The 14,291-nt window shown below is 65.8% G+C and carries 14 protein-coding genes; 10 read left to right on the forward strand and 4 right to left on the reverse strand.

From position 1 onward, the window contains the following. Positions 1-1,254, forward strand: a complete 1,254-nt coding sequence (wecC, locus tag VH326_RS15435) for a UDP-N-acetyl-D-mannosamine dehydrogenase (RefSeq protein ID WP_329632733.1) — start codon at positions 1-3, stop codon at positions 1,252-1,254. A 4-nt stretch (positions 1,255-1,258) separates the two neighbouring features. Here wecC and VH326_RS15440 read toward each other — a convergent pair whose 3' ends face one another. Continuing rightward, entirely contained in the window at positions 1,259-2,548 is a 1,290-nt protein-coding gene (locus tag VH326_RS15440) for a sugar transferase (protein ID WP_329632734.1), read from the reverse strand. A 102-nt stretch (positions 2,549-2,650) separates the two neighbouring features. Then, the gene (locus tag VH326_RS15445) at positions 2,651-3,607 is read right to left on the reverse strand and encodes a M48 family metallopeptidase (RefSeq protein WP_329632735.1); all 957 of its coding nucleotides are present in this window, start codon (positions 3,605-3,607) and stop codon (positions 2,651-2,653) included. Between the two features lie 112 nt (positions 3,608-3,719). On the opposite strand from VH326_RS15445, the gene VH326_RS15450 reads away from it, so the two are divergent. After that, entirely contained in the window at positions 3,720-4,967 is a 1,248-nt protein-coding gene (locus tag VH326_RS15450; RefSeq protein WP_329632736.1) for a nucleotide sugar dehydrogenase, read from the forward strand. Between the two features lie 10 nt (positions 4,968-4,977). Continuing rightward, positions 4,978-5,976, forward strand: a complete 999-nt coding sequence (locus VH326_RS15455) for a GDP-mannose 4,6-dehydratase (RefSeq protein ID WP_329632737.1) — start codon at positions 4,978-4,980, stop codon at positions 5,974-5,976. Here VH326_RS15455 and VH326_RS15460 read toward each other — a convergent pair. Together VH326_RS15460 and VH326_RS15465 are read right to left on the reverse strand one after the other, a co-directional pair. After that, positions 5,945-6,799 (reverse strand): FkbM family methyltransferase, encoded by an 855-nt coding sequence (locus tag VH326_RS15460; RefSeq protein ID WP_329632738.1) that lies wholly within the window; start codon positions 6,797-6,799, stop codon positions 5,945-5,947. The genes VH326_RS15455 and VH326_RS15460 overlap by 32 nt on opposite strands. After that, complete coding sequence (locus VH326_RS15465; protein WP_329632739.1) at positions 6,772-7,338, reverse strand: aspartyl/asparaginyl beta-hydroxylase domain-containing protein; 567 nt, start codon at positions 7,336-7,338, stop codon at positions 6,772-6,774. Before VH326_RS15465 ends, VH326_RS15460 begins: the two co-directional genes overlap by 28 nt. 107 nt (positions 7,339-7,445) lie before the next feature. Between VH326_RS15465 and VH326_RS15470 the strand changes: the two genes are divergently transcribed. The 7 genes from VH326_RS15470 to VH326_RS15500 all read left to right on the forward strand — a co-directional run bounded on the left by VH326_RS15470 (position 7,446) and on the right by VH326_RS15500 (position 14,285). After that, positions 7,446-8,645, forward strand: coding sequence for a sulfotransferase (locus VH326_RS15470; RefSeq protein WP_329632740.1), 1,200 nt, complete (start codon positions 7,446-7,448; stop codon positions 8,643-8,645). A gap of 47 nt (positions 8,646-8,692) precedes the next feature. Next, on the forward strand, positions 8,693-9,616 hold the full coding sequence (locus tag VH326_RS15475) for a hypothetical protein (protein WP_329632741.1): 924 nt from the start codon (positions 8,693-8,695) through the stop codon (positions 9,614-9,616). Beyond that, positions 9,613-10,515, forward strand: a complete 903-nt coding sequence (locus tag VH326_RS15480) for a sulfotransferase domain-containing protein (RefSeq protein WP_329632742.1) — start codon at positions 9,613-9,615, stop codon at positions 10,513-10,515. Before VH326_RS15475 ends, VH326_RS15480 begins: the two co-directional genes overlap by 4 nt. Before the next feature lie 13 nt (positions 10,516-10,528). Beyond that, on the forward strand, positions 10,529-10,795 hold the full coding sequence (locus VH326_RS15485) for a PqqD family peptide modification chaperone (RefSeq protein ID WP_329632743.1): 267 nt from the start codon (positions 10,529-10,531) through the stop codon (positions 10,793-10,795). Between the two features lie 19 nt (positions 10,796-10,814). After that, positions 10,815-12,719, forward strand: coding sequence for an asparagine synthase-related protein (locus VH326_RS15490; RefSeq protein ID WP_329632744.1), 1,905 nt, complete (start codon positions 10,815-10,817; stop codon positions 12,717-12,719). A gap of 450 nt (positions 12,720-13,169) precedes the next feature. Beyond that, the gene (locus tag VH326_RS15495) at positions 13,170-13,700 is read left to right on the forward strand and encodes a phage tail protein (protein WP_329632745.1); all 531 of its coding nucleotides are present in this window, start codon (positions 13,170-13,172) and stop codon (positions 13,698-13,700) included. Between the two features lie 30 nt (positions 13,701-13,730). Continuing rightward, a complete protein-coding gene (locus VH326_RS15500; protein ID WP_329632746.1) occupies positions 13,731-14,285 on the forward strand; it encodes a phage tail protein in 555 nt (184 codons plus the stop codon). The last annotated feature ends 6 nt before the right edge of the window (positions 14,286-14,291 follow it).

Consider the following 14,291-nt stretch of genomic DNA (forward strand, 5'->3'; position numbering starts at 1 on the left):
ATGAGCCCTGATGTGACTGCCAACGTGTGCGTCGTCGGGCTCGGCTATATCGGGCTGCCCACCGCAGCGGTAATCGCGCGGAGCGGCGCGCAAGTGCTCGGCGTCGATGTGCGCCCGGCAGTGGTCGATACGATCAACGCCGGCAAGATCCATATCGAGGAAGCCAATCTCGACCTGCTGGTGCATGCGATGGTCGAATCGGGATCGCTGCGCGCGGCGCTGACGCCCGAGCCGAGCGACGTCTTCATCGTCGCAGTGCCGACGCCGTTCACCGACGACCATGCGCCCGACATCGGCTATGTCCTCGCCGCGACCCGTTCGATCGCACCGGCATTGCGTACCGGCAGCCTCGTGATCGTCGAATCGACGTGTCCGGTCGGCACCACCGAGGCGGTGCGCGACGTGCTGCGCGACGCGCGGCCCGACCTTTCGTTTCCCGACGGCGACGGACATTCGAGCGACGTTTGCGTCGCCTATTGCCCCGAGCGCGTTCTGCCGGGGAAGATTCTCGACGAACTGGTCAGCAACGACCGTTCGATCGGCGGCTTGTCGCGGCGCTGCGCCGAACGCGCGGTGGCATTCTATCGGACCTTCGTCGCCGGCGACTGCATCGCCACCACCGCGCGCACGGCGGAGATGTGCAAGCTGGTCGAGAATTCGTTCCGAGACGTCAACATCGCGTTCGCCAACGAACTGTCGATCGTCTGCGACACGCTCAAACTCGATGTCTGGGAAGTGATCCGGCTCGCCAACCGCCATCCGCGAGTCAACATCCTCCAGCCGGGGCCCGGGGTCGGCGGTCACTGCATCGCGGTCGATCCGTGGTTCATCGTCGATAGCGACCCCGAAAACGCTCGGTTGATCCGCATCGCGCGCGAAGTGAACGACGGCAAGGCGCACTATTCGTTCGCGCGCGCCGCCGCCCTGGCCGGCGCCCATCCCGACGCTGCGATCGCGTGCCTGGGGCTGGCGTTCAAGGCGAACATCGACGATCTACGCGAGAGCCCCGCGCTCGGAATCGCGGTCGAGCTGGCCAAGGCGTATGGCAACCGAGTCCGCATCGTCGAGCCGCACGTCACCGAACTGCCGGCAGCGTTCGACGGGACTGGCGCGACGCTGGCGAAACTCGACCAGGCGCTCGACGAATGCGGCGTGTTGATCGTGCTGGTCGATCACGACGCGTTCAAGAACGTCTCTGTCAATGCCCGCAGCGGCAAGGCGATCTACGACACGCGGGGCATCTGGCGCGGCTGAGGCGTTACTTGGCGCCGAACCCGGTGAGCACCGTGCCGATCGTCCGGAGGAGGATCAGCAGGTCGAGCCACCCCGAGAAGTTCTTGATGTAATAGAAGTCGTAGTTGAGCTTCGAATGGACCGACGCGAGATCGGCGACGTGCCCCTGATTTACCTGCGCCCAGCCGCTGATCCCCGGACGGACGATGTGGCGGTACGAGTAAAACGGGATTTCCTGCTCGTACCAACTCGACAAGGCGACCGCTTCGGGACGCGGGCCGATCCAGCTCATTTCGCCGAGCACGATGTTGAGCATCTGCGGCAGTTCGTCGAACCGCGTCCGGCGCAGCAACCGGCCGAGCCGCGTGATGCGCTGGTCGTCGTCGAGCGTGATGTAACCATCGCGATCCGCCTCGTTGTTGGCAGCCGTCATCGTGCGAAACTTCCACACGTGGAACGGCTTGCCGCGATATCCCATCCGTTCCTGGTGAAAGAGCGCGGGTCCCCGCGAGTCGAGTCGGATGAGGATCGCGACCACGATCATCGGCACGATCAGGATCGGCAGCACGGCGAGCGTGAAGACCAGATCGATCGCGCGCTTGATCTTGCGGTAGGCCAGGTTGGGCAACAGCGATCCGAAGCTGTTTTCGGAAAGATGCTCGATCGAGACGCGCCCGGTCAGCGATTCGCGTATCTGCTTGGTGTGATAGATCGGATGCCCCTTGATCGCGGCTTCGGCTAGCATCCGCTCCCAGGCATCATCGTGGTCGAAGCGCAGATCGGCGACGATGACGACTTCGCGCCCCGGCGGGACTCGCGGCTCGGTCAACGGAATCCATTCGACGTCGGCAATCTCCGTCAACGACGCGGTCTTGCCGAAGGGCACGATATAGAACGGCTTGGTGCCGCGCCGGCGCAGGTAGAAATGGATCGCGTAGGACGTCGCGGTCGCCAGCACGAAGGACGTGATCAGGAAACCGCGGCTGTAATCGAGCCGAAGCAGCAGGAACGCCAGCACGACAAGCCCGTACGAGGTCAGGAAGCTTGGAACGATATAGCTGAATACGCGCGAGCCGGGGAAAGCGATCACGCGGCGCAGCAGGAACAGCCCGAGAATCGCTGCGAAGATCGAGCCGAGGATGACGTTGTCGAGCCATCCAACCAACGTCGCGGCGTTCGGGTTTTGGTTGATAAACGGGCGACTGAACAGCTGCCACGGCACGACGACGGCGAGTACGAGCACGGTGAACGCTTCGATGCGAAACGATTCGAATATGCTCGATCGTGCGCGCGCGGCTGCCGTGGTTCGACCCATCAGCATGTCGATCGTCGTCCCCTTGTTACGCTGTACCGGCGTCAAAGCCGGGAGGCGGTTACACCCTCACGGGCGCCGCTGTCCATGGATCGATGTTAAGTCTTATCGCGGACGCAGGTCGGCCGGCGGCACGATAGCCTCCCCACGCGCCTTCAATTCGGCAATGCGCGCAACCTCCGCTTCGACCGCGCGAAGGCGTTCGCTCCAGCTCGGATGGGTGGCATCCTGAATTAGCCCGCCAAGGTGGCGGCGCTTGAAGCTTGCCCACACGCCAACCGCGGCCGCGGGGTCGTAGCCGGCACGAGCCATCAAATACGGCATCAGCCGGTCCGCCTGAAGCTCCTGCGCACGCTGGATCGCAGCCCTCGACTTGCGGTGCCCCAGCGCATTGTGCGCGAGCTCGTGGCCCAGGATCGCGGCGAGTTGGTCGGGCGTTTTGGCGAACCCCGCCATACGCGTCGACAACTGGACCCAGGTCCCGTTGGCGACGGCGTCGGGATCGTCGCCGGGGATCAGCTGGAAGCGGGCTTTGCACGCGGGCGTGCCGATCACGTCGATCGTACGGCGCTCACCGGCCCGCACCACCGTCAACCGAGCCGTGCCATCGGCCAGCGCCGAATCGAGCGCGGTCATCGCCGCCTCGACCGCGGTGAACGTGCCTCCGGCAATTGTCGGTGGCGTTTCCGCGAACGGCGCGCCGTCGGCTTCGATCAAGGCGTCCCCCGGCTGCAGCTCCGCGCGCTCGGCGGGCGAGCCCGGCACCACCAGGGCTATGGTCGGCCGCTCGGTGAGCTTGAGGATATCGGCAGCGGCGGCGCGATAGTCGCTGCCATATTGCGCCAGCGTTTCGATCAGCATCCCGCTTTCGACCATATGCTCGACGCATAGATCGACGTTCGCGGTTGCCAGACGGTAGCCTACCGTCGCGACCGCGGTATCGTCCGCCAGCAACGCGCGCACGACCGCAGCCGGCTGATCGGCAGCGGGCGCCGGGGCGGCGGCGACCAGTAGTGTGCCGGGCAACAGTGCCCCGGCCAGCGATCGTAACGCTTTCCTCATGGCGCTCCCGCTAGCGCAGCCGCGCCGCGCAAGCCAGCTTGGCCGCGGCGGGGCGAGCCGCTAAGGCGCGCGAACCGGGGGCGGTCAACCGCCTGAAATCGAAGGAGTGCGCGTGAAGCTGGTCGTCGTCGGTCTGGGCTATGTCGGCCTGCCGCTTGCCGTCGCGCTCGCGCGCCATTTCGAGGTGTGCGGGATCGACATCGACATACGCCGTATCGCCGAGCTGCGCGACGGCCAAGACCGAACCGGCGAAATCGACGCCGCGACGCTCCGCGAATCGAGCCTTACCTATGCCTCCGATCCCGCCGACTGCCCGGCCGCCGATGCCTATATCGTTACCGTCCCGACCCCGATCGACGCCGCCAACCGTCCCGATCTGGGCGCGGTGATGAGTGCGACGCGGATGGTCGCCAAGATGATCGAACCGGCGCGGCGCCCGGTCGTGATCTACGAAAGCACCGTTTATCCCGGCGTCACCGAGGATCTGTGCGGGCCTGAGATCGAGACGGTGTCGGGCCTGACGCGGGGGCGCGACTTCACGCTCGGTTACTCGCCCGAGCGGATCAATCCGGGCGACCGCGAGCACACCGTCGATCGGATCGTCAAGGTGATCGCCGGCGAGGACGAAGCGACCACCGACACGCTCGAGGCGATCTACGGCAAGGCCACGTCTGCCGGCGTGTTCCGCGCCGCGTCGATCAAGGCGGCCGAAGCGGCCAAGGCAATCGAGAACGCGCAGCGCGACATCAACATCGCCTTCATGAACGAGATCACGCGGATCTTCGGGTCGATCGACCTGTCGGTGTGGGACGTGCTGGCCGCCGCGGGGACGAAGTGGAATTTCCTGCCGTTCCAGCCCGGGCTGGTCGGGGGACACTGCATCGGGGTCGATCCCTATTATCTCAGCCACCTCGCCGAGCAGTTGGGGCATGACCCACGCGTGATCCTGGCGGGGCGCGACACCAATGACGGGATGGCGCGCTGGATCGCCGAGCGGATCCACGACCGCGCCGGGAAGGCCGGGTCGGCGCTGGTGCTGGGGCTGACCTTCAAGGAGAACGTCCCCGATCTGCGCAATTCGAAGGTCGCCGACCTCATCGCCGGGCTGACCGAGCTGGGCCACATTGTTACCGTCCATGATCCGCATGCCGATGCTGCCGAAGCGACGCACGAATATGGCGTCACCGTGGATGGCGACGCGCTCGATCGGCAATACGATGTCGTCGTGCTCGCGGTGCCGCACGCGGCCTATCTGGAAATGGGCGACGAGCTCGCCGGGCTGGTCGCGCAAGACGGCCTGTTCGCCGACATCAAGAATGGGATGCCCACCCTCACCGGCGCGACGCGCTGGACGCTGTAGGAGCTTATCGATGCGCGTTCTCGTCACCGGCGCGGCCGGGTTCATCGGCTCCTGGGTGATTCGCCGCTTGCTCGCGCGCGGCGACATCGTGATCGGGATCGACAACCTCAACGATTATTATTCGGTCGACCTCAAGCGCGATCGTATCGCCGCAATCCAGGCCCTCAACACCAACCGGTTCGAATTCATCCAAGTCGATTTCGCCGACGACAAGGCACTCGACGCAGCGCTGGCGAAGAAGGCGTTCGACCGGATTGTCCATCTCGGCGCGCAGGCCGGGGTGCGCTATTCGATCGACAACCCGCGCGCCTATGTCCAGTCGAACCTGGTCGGTCACCTCAACATCATGGAAGTCGCGCGGCATCGCGGGGTCGAGCACCTCGTCTACGCTTCCTCCTCTTCGGTCTATGGCGGCAACGACCAATTGCCGTTCCGCGTCGAGGACCGAGTCGACCACCCGCTATCGCTCTACGCCGCGACCAAGAAGGCCGACGAGTTGATGAGCGAGACCTACGCGCATCTCTATCGCCTGCCGCAGACTGGCTTGCGCTTCTTCACCGTTTACGGCCCCTGGGGCCGGCCCGACATGGCGATGTGGATCTTCACCAAGGCGATCCTGGAGGGGCGCCCCATCCCGGTGTTCAACAACGGCGATATGCAGCGCGACTTCACTTATATCGACGACATCGTCACCGGCGTCGTCGCTTGCCTCGACAATCCTCCGCCCGACGACAACGCGGTCAAGGCCGGGGGCAGCGTGTCGCCGCACCGGCTCTACAATATCGGCAATCATCGCTCCGAGCAGCTCGGCGACATGATCGACCTGATCGAGCGAGCTTGCGGAGTGAAGGCGGTACGCGATTACCAGCCGATGCAGCCCGGCGACGTTCAGGCGACCTATGCCGACATTTCCGCGATCCAGCGCGATCTCGGGTTCGAGCCGACCACGACGATCGAGGTCGGCGTCCCCGCTTTCGTCAACTGGTACCGGGAATATCACCGCGTCTGACCGCGAACAGCGACCGGCTGCGGCCGTTGTAAGGCGTCAGCCGCGGCGGCGCGATCAGATCGAATCCATATCCCGTCAGAAAATCGAGCACCGCCGGCTTGTCGCCGAATTCGTCCAAATAGACCGCGGCGATGCGGCCCGCGCCGAACAGCGCGCGCGCACCTTCGAGCACCGCCAGTTCCATTCCCTCGACGTCGATCTTGATCACCAGCCGCCCTGTCAGGCCGAAACTGTCGAGCCGCCGTGCTGCAACGCGAAACTCACGGCTCGGAATATGCGCCTTGCCGGCGTGAGCGCGTGCGGTCGCAACGCCCGACACCGCGCCGCTGATGAAGTCGAGCTCGCCCGGTCTGTCGGCCAACGCAACATTCACTGCCTCGAATCCGAACCTTTCCGCATTGACGATCAACCGCGCGAACGTGTCCGGACTGGCTTCGAACGCGACCACGCGGAAATTGTCGAACAACCGCATGGCGTCGGCGATTACGCTCGAAAAGATCCCGATATTGGCACCGACATCGACGAACGTCGTGCCCGGTCCGAGCAGCATGCTGACTCGCTGCAGCACCAGCGTCTCGTCGCGTAGCAAACTGTTGGCGGCGGCAAGCTTCGAAGCGCGGAAATAGCCGTTTTCGCGCAACGCATTGATCCGAAACACGCGCTGGAACAGCACGACGTCGCGATCGCTTCCGCCCCAGCGCAGCCGCATCAGCCATTCGCGCAGCCGTGGCCGTTCGTTGATCTGGCGCTGGATGAAGCGCAGCCGGTGCTGCGCGAACGTCAGCCGGCGCCGCTTCACGCCGCGAGCTGGTCGGTCAGCCATGTGGTCGCCTGACAATCGACGACCAGGTGCACCCGGTCTTCGTCGCCCTCGTTGGTCACCGCGTGGGGATCGGCGAGGCGCAGGTACCACGCCTCGCCCGGCTGCATCGCGACTGGCGTGCCGTTGAGCAGGAAGGTGACGCCGGGGTTAGTGGTGATCGGAATGTGGATGCGCGCCTCGCCCCAGTCGGCCGCGAGATCATGATCGTGATGCTCCTTGATCCGCGAGCCCGGCGTCAGCCGCATCAGCCGCACCGCCTTGAGCGGGCAGTCGAAGGTTGCGAGCACTTCGCGGAAATACGGGGTCCGCGCCAGCACGGCGGCATCGACGAACTCGGTCGCATCGGGCGGGGTGTAAGCCTGCATGATCGGATGAGTCGCGCCAGATTGATGCCGGAGCGGGAGGACGTCCCAGCGGCCTTCGTAATTCTGCTTCACGAAATGGTCTGTCCAGCTCAGCGCCTCGACCGTCGCTAGATCGGCACGCAGCCGCGCGGGGTCGAACGACAGCGGCAGGCGAACGCGGTCGGGCAGCGTCACGGGCGATTGTTCGGTCCAGTCGCGCAGGCTAGCATCCCTCCCTGCCGCCCTGTTCCAGGCCGGCGACACGACCCTATCCGCCCCCCTTCCCGCTTGCAAAGGTTTGAATGTCCGACCCCTCACCCATCGACCGGCTACGCGTGCTCGTCCTCGGCGATCCTTCGTTGCAGGACGATCTCGCCGCGATCGACGATCGACTCGATTTTGCCGCCGCGGCTGCAACGGCCGCCGCCCAGGCTGGCTTGACGATCGATCCCGCCGACATCGCGGCGGCTTGCCGGCACGATCCGGCCGGTATCGCGCGATTCGACGCAACGCCGCCGACCGAAACGGCTTGGCCGCCGCTTGCCTGGCTGCCGAGCGCACTCGTCCCAACCGTCGCGGGGCCGGCGGTGGATTGGGCGTATTTCGGCGCAATGCCGCTGACCGATCCGTTCTTCGAGGACACGCGCCGCCGCACCAATTGGCGGCCGCTCAATCAGCTCTGCCGCGTGCGGACGCCGCTCAATGCCCTGGCCAGCGCGATGCCCCCAGGTGAACAGTGCGCGCCTGACGCCTTGATCTTTCACATGTCACGATGCGGATCGACCCTGGTGTCGCAGATGCTCGCCGCGGTCCCGACCAACGTGGTCGTCTCCGAAGCGGCACCGCTCGATGCGGTGATTCAGCTCGCGCACACCAATCCCGATCTCCCGGCGGACCATCGGATCGAACTGATCCGCGCAATGGCCTCGGCATTGGGGCGCGACCGCTTCGGCAAGCGCGCGCGGTTCGTGATCAAGCTCGACAGCTGGCACACGCTCGCGCTGCCGCTGATCCGCGCGGCCTTTCCCGGCACGCCGTGGATATTCCTGTTCCGCGACCCGGTGGAAGTGATGGTTTCGCACAAGCGCATCCATGGCAGCCAGATGGTGCAAGGCATGATGCCGCCGGGCTTCTACGGGTTCGATGACAGCGCGTTGATTCCCGCCGACGAATTCGCCGCGCGCGCGTTGGCCGCGGTGTGCGGCGCCGCGATCGAGCATCGCGGCGCCGGCGGCGGGATGTTCGTCGACTATGCTTCGCTGCCCGACGCGGTCGAGGAGCGAATCCTCCCCCATTTCGGGATCGTGCCGACCGATGCCGAGCGCGCTACGATGCGCGCCGCCACGGCCCGCGACGCCAAGGCGACCAATAGCACCTTCAGCCCCGACAGCCGGGGCAAGCAGGACGAGGCGAGCGATGCCGTTCGCGCGCTGGCCGACCAACATCTCGCCGCGATCCACCGCCAGTTGCGCATGCTGGCCGCGGACGCGCCGCTCGCTTGAACGCCGCCGCGAAGGTCCGTATGCCGCAGCCCGGGGGGAGATGACGCGTGTATTCCTATTGCGTATCGGGACTTGCAGTCGCCAGCGAGGTGGATCTCCCAGGGCTGATCGCCGGCGATCCCGCGCGTCCGCCCGAGGTAACGATTCGCCACGACACGGTCCCGGCGGCGCTCGACGGCGCGATCGCGACCGGGCCGACCTGGCAGCGCAGCGACCGCCAGTTCCTCGTGCGCATTCCCACTATCGCGCGCTTCCTGCTCGAGGATGGGCGATCGATCGCGTTCGAGGCCGAAGGCGATGCGACGCCGCAGGATGTCGCGGTTTTCCTGTCGGGCAGCGTGTTCGGCATGCTGCTGCATCAGCGCAACCACATCGTGCTTCACGCCAGCGCGGTGCTGGTCGGCGGCAAGGCCGTCTTGTTCTGCGGCGTGTCGGGCGCGGGCAAGTCCACGTTTGCCGCCGCGTTGGGCAAGGCGGGCTATCCGCTCGTCGCCGACGATCAGTGCGCGATCACGACCGGCGAAGACGGCATTCCCTGCATCCATCCCGACGGGCGCCAGCTACGCTTGTGGAAAAACAGCATCGACGAGCTCGACCTCGCCGACCGGCGCCGCGACGCGATGCGCGACCGCCTCCACAAATTCTACGTCGATCCCGATGGCGCCGCGAGTGGCGCGGTGCAGGTCGGCGCGATCTATGCGCTGGTCGAACAACGCCACGGCACCACCGTGACGATCGAGCGGGCCGAAGCGATCGACGCGACTCGGCTGATCACGGCGAACGCCTATCGGCCCAGCCTGATCGCTCAGCTCGGCCAACGCGCCGATTATTTCCGCGGCAGCGCGGCGCTGGCCGACGCGGCGGGGGTGTTCGCGCTGACTCGCCCGCTTGGCTTCGACCGGATCGCCGAGACGATCGCGCTGCTCGAACGGCATTGGGCGGAGAATGGATTGGTCGGAGCGGCGGCGTGACGCCAACCTATTGGCTCGCTTCCTACCCCAAGTCGGGCAACACCTGGTTTCGAATCGTGGCGGCCAATCTGTGGTCGGGCAGCGATTCGCCGATCGACATCAACCGGATCGATAGCACCGACTCGATCGCCAGCGCGCGGCCGCGGATCGACGAACGCTGCCTGGTCGATACCGGGCTGCTCTTCCATGACGAGATCGATCGCCTGCGCCCGATCTTCTACGCCTATGCCGCGCGCCGGGCAGCGCACGACGACTCGGACGAGCAACGCGTGCCGGTGCGGCTGGTCAAGTCGCACGACGCTTACACCCGGCTGTCCGATGGCACGCCGCTCTTGGCGGGCCGCGACGGGGCTGCCGGGGCCGTGCTGTTCGTGCGCGATCCGCGCGACGTCGCTTGCTCGTTCGCCAACCACCTCGCCAAGTCGATCAATGCGACGATCGGCCACATGGCGAACCCGGATTATTGCCTCGCCGGGGGGACCGACCGTCAGCCGTTCCAGCTGCGGCAGCGGTTGCTCGACTGGAGCGGGTTCGCGGCAAGCTGGCTCGACCAGTCCGACATCCCGGTCCACCTGGTCCGCTATGAGGACATGATCGCCGCGCCAGTGCCGACGATTCGCGCCGCGTTCGAATTTTGCGGCGTCGACCCCGATCCGGCTCGGCTCGACCGTGCGATCGCCTGGGCGAGCTTGGATGAATTGCAGCGGCAGGAAGCCGCGAGCGGCTTTCGCGAAGCACCCAGAAAGGCGAAGACGTTCTTTCGTCGCGGCGTGGCCGGGGGCTGGCGAGACGAGCTCGATGCCGACCAGGCCGCCCGCATCGAGCGCGACCACGCGCCGATGATGCGACGGCTCGGTTATGCTATCGAAGCCGATGCGGCGACACGTCGACGGGCATGAAGGAAGGGACGAGATGATCCATCGCGAAGGAGACTGGTTGAGTGCCAAGGTCGGCGACCAGTTGGTGATGATGAGCGCGAGCGAGGGCAAGTATCTGAGCCTCAGCGAAGTCGGCGCGCGGATCTGGGAGTTGATCGAGACGCCCAAGTCGCGCGAGGACCTGTGCGCCACATTGGTCACCGAATACGACGTGACTCCCGAACAGTGCCGGCGCGAGGTCGACGATTTCCTTGCGATGCTGGCGAAGGAGAGCGCGGCCCGTATCGACGCCGCGGCGTGACCGCGCCGGCGAGTCGAAAATGAGCGCCATTTGCGGAATCCTGCGGTTCGACGGCGAGGATGTCGCCGCCGGCGCCGTCGCCCGGATGACTCGCCGCATGTCGTATCGCGGGCCGGACGGAATCGAGACGATCGAGCTCGGCCGCCTCGCGCTCGGCCATTGCCTGATGCACGTCAACCGCGAAGATGTGTACGAGGCGCAGCCGATCGTCGAGCGCGATGCCGTGCTCGTCGCCGATTGCCGAATCGACAATCGCGAGGCGCTTGCGGCGGAACTCGGCATTTCCAGCAACGCGCTGGCGGCGATGCCCGACAGCGTCGTGCTGCTCAACGCGTGGCGGCACTGGGGCGACGACGTCGCGGCGCATTTGCTCGGCGACTTCGCGTTTGCGATCTTCGACCGCGCGGCGGGCACGCTGCTGATCGGCCGCGACCATATGGGGCAGCGGCAAGTCTATTATCATGCGGGCGAAGAATTTTTCGTCTTCGCGACCGAGGTCGGCGCGCTGTTCGACGCCGGGGGCGTGCCGCGGCGTATCAACGAGCAGGAGGTCGCCCGGCGGCTATTCTGGTCGACGGTCAAGCACCCTGGTGAGACCATCTATGCCGGCGTCGCGCTGCTGCCGGGGGGGTCGACGCTGCGGATCAATGCCGCGGGCGGGTCCACCCTCGCTGCCTATTGGCAGCCGCGTGCCGGGGATGAGCATGTCGCACGCGACGATGCGCACTACGTTGCGGTCTATCGTGCGACGATCGAGGAGGCCGTTGCGTGCCGCGTGCGACGCCTGATCGCGCCGCCCGCCCTGGCGTTCAGCGGCGGGTTCGACAGCGGAATCATCGCCGCCGTTGCCGCACCGATCGTGGCGAATGGCGGCAAGCTGATCGCCGTGGCATCGGTGCTCGCCGAAGACGATCCCGAACGCGATGCACGGCCCGCGGTCGAGACCTTTCGGGGCCGCCCGGGGCTGGACATCCACTATTTCGTCCGCGGCGCCGAAACCAACTATGACGACCCCGAAGCCGCGTTCGCGGAAAGCGGCGGCATGGCGCAGCGTACCATGGCGCGCGACGGCATCCATGCCATCGCGCGACGGTGCGGCGCGCGGCTGGTCATGGACGGGCATGGCGGCGACTATACGGTCAATGTCTACGACACGCAGTGGCTCGGCGCGATGCTGAAGCGCGGCGATTTCGGGCGATTCGCACGCGAGTTTCGCGCGAAGCTGCGCTTCACCGGCAAGCGTCCGCGCTCGGCGCTGCGCTCCGACGTGCTGCCCTCGCTCACGCCGAATCGGGTCGTTGCCTGGGCGCTGGCGGCGAAACAGGGTTTTGCCCCGTCATGGCGCCGGCGCGGCATCAGCCGCGACTTCGCGGCGCGCGCGCTTGCCGCGGGAACTATCGATCGCACGCAACTGAATGACGGGCATCCGCTCCGCAAGCATGGCCCGGCGCGAATGCTCAAGATGCTACGGCAGGTGGCGATGGGCGCGCCTGGACAAGGCTCGCCGGCCGCGCGTGCCGGCCTCGACCTGACTCGCCCTTTTCACGACAAGCGGATCGTCGAACTCGGGCTGGCGATCCCCGAGTCGCTGCAATTTCGCGACGGCCGCGACCGCTGGCTGGCGCGCACCGTCTTCGCCAACCGGCTGCCCCGCCGAATGATCGAGCGGCAATTGCCGAACGACCGCGAGCAGCCCGACCTATTCCGGATGATGCGCGAGGCCGCGCCGCGCCTGCTGGCCGAAACGCGCGCGCTCGACCGCGACTCGACGATGTCGCGCTATGTCGATCTTGCGGTAGTCGAGCGGCTACTCGCGCGCGGCGGTCGCGAACACGTCAAGCGCGACCGCATCCGCACCGCAGCGGCAGTGCGCACGTTGATGATTGCGCGATTTGTGGCTTGGGTCGATCGCAGCAACGCCTGAACGGCGGCGCCTTTAAGAGCCGTATGAAATGCTGCTGTAGGAACTGACTCCGTCGGGTCCGGCATTGTTGACCAGCGATCGGGTCGAGCTTGCCGAATCGACGATCACCGTCGGCGTCGCCCAAGGCTTGCGCCCCTGCGTCCGTTCCGATGGCACTGGCGATTGTTCGACAGCGTTCATGACAACCCTTTCCCCAAGAATCGGTACGCGACATTATCGCGTCCGTAACGGCTTTTCGCGCACTGCCGTCTCCGGGTCAAGTAATCACTGCTTTGGCGCAGTATTACGCCGCAATTTGGTGCGAACACTACGCCAGGCCAAGCGAAAACAGCTCCAAAATGACCGTTGGGCTTTGACTCTGCCGAAAACCGGCATAAGGTCGCGTCGAAGCCGTTCGGGGGGACGCCTTGAATCTCCGCCCCTGCCGCCGGCTAAGGAGTGAGAGGCGCTATGACCCAACCATATGTCGGCGAAATACGGCTGTTTCCGTGGGACTGGTCGGTTCGGGGCTGGGCGCTTTGCCAGGGTCAGTTCTTACCGATCGCGCAGAATCAGGCGCTGTTCGCTCTGATCGGCACGACATATGGCGGCAATGGCGTGACCACCTTCCAGTTGCCCGATCTGCGCAGCCGCGGGGCAGTCGGCATTGGCCAATTGGCGGGTGGCAGCTTCTATACATGGGGTGAACAGACCGGCACCGAAACCGTCACGTTGACGGTCAATCAGATACCGCAACACACGCACCAATTGGTCGGCAGCACCAATGATGCCGGCAAGGCGCCGGTGCAGAATTCGATGTTCGCGCACGACAATGTCGCCGATGTCGATTATCTCGCGCCGTACAATGCGAGCGCGCAGCAGCCGATCGCCCCGGCGACGATCGCCAACGCGGGCGGCACGCAGGCGCACAGCAATATCCAGCCGTACACCGCATTGAATTACAGCATAGCGTTGCAGGGCCTGTTCCCCTCACGCAACTGACCGGATGGCCTCGGCCAGAAAGAGGAAATCATGTCGAATCCCTTCCTTGGTGAAATCAGGCTGTTCGCCGGCAATTTCAACCCGCGCGGCTGGGCCTTCTGCAACGGGGCTTTGTTGTCGATCGCCCAGAACGATGCGCTCTATGCGCTGCTCGGCACGACCTTTGGCGGGGACGGCCAAACCACGTTCGGCATACCCGACTTGCGGGGACGCTTGCCGGTCGGCCAAGGCCAAGGGTCCGGGCTGAGCAATTACGTCGTAGGACAAATGAGCGGCACCGAGACGGTCACGCTCACGAGCAATCAGATGCCGAGCCATTCACACACTTTCTTCGCCAGCACGAGCGCGGGCTCACTCGATCGTCCCGGCGCGACCGCGCAACCCGCGAAGGCGGTGCAGTCGGTCGGAGGCCAGTCCGCGCTGCTCTATGTGATCCCTGGCGCGGCGTCGCCGATCACGCCGGTCAACATGAACCCGGCGAACATCGCTTCTACCGGCGGCAGCCAGCCGCACGAAAATCTCATGCCGTTGCTGACGGTCAACTACATCATCGCGCTGGAAGGCGTTTTCCCCTCGCGCAACTGACTTCGA

The organism is Sphingomonas sp. (assembly GCF_036269755.1).
In the GTDB taxonomy this organism is placed as follows: Bacteria; Pseudomonadota; Alphaproteobacteria; order Sphingomonadales; family Sphingomonadaceae; genus Sphingomonas.

Bases quoted from the DNA above. Each gene is read 5' to 3' on its own strand.
- wecC (WP_329632733.1), top strand. From the start codon at position 1: ATGAGCCCTGATGTGACTGCCAACGTGTGCGTCGTCGGGCTCGGCTAT.
- VH326_RS15440 (WP_329632734.1), bottom strand. From the start codon at position 2,548: ATGGGTCGAACCACGGCAGCCGCGCGCGCACGATCGAGCATATTCGAA.
- VH326_RS15445 (WP_329632735.1), bottom strand. From the start codon at position 3,607: ATGAGGAAAGCGTTACGATCGCTGGCCGGGGCACTGTTGCCCGGCACA.
- VH326_RS15455 (WP_329632737.1), top strand. From the start codon at position 4,978: ATGCGCGTTCTCGTCACCGGCGCGGCCGGGTTCATCGGCTCCTGGGTG.
- VH326_RS15460 (WP_329632738.1), bottom strand. From the start codon at position 6,799: ATGGCTGACCGACCAGCTCGCGGCGTGAAGCGGCGCCGGCTGACGTTC.
- VH326_RS15470 (WP_329632740.1), top strand. From the start codon at position 7,446: ATGTCCGACCCCTCACCCATCGACCGGCTACGCGTGCTCGTCCTCGGC.
- VH326_RS15485 (WP_329632743.1), top strand. From the start codon at position 10,529: ATGATCCATCGCGAAGGAGACTGGTTGAGTGCCAAGGTCGGCGACCAG.
- VH326_RS15490 (WP_329632744.1), top strand. From the start codon at position 10,815: ATGAGCGCCATTTGCGGAATCCTGCGGTTCGACGGCGAGGATGTCGCC.
- VH326_RS15495 (WP_329632745.1), top strand. From the start codon at position 13,170: ATGACCCAACCATATGTCGGCGAAATACGGCTGTTTCCGTGGGACTGG.
- VH326_RS15500 (WP_329632746.1), top strand. From the start codon at position 13,731: ATGTCGAATCCCTTCCTTGGTGAAATCAGGCTGTTCGCCGGCAATTTC.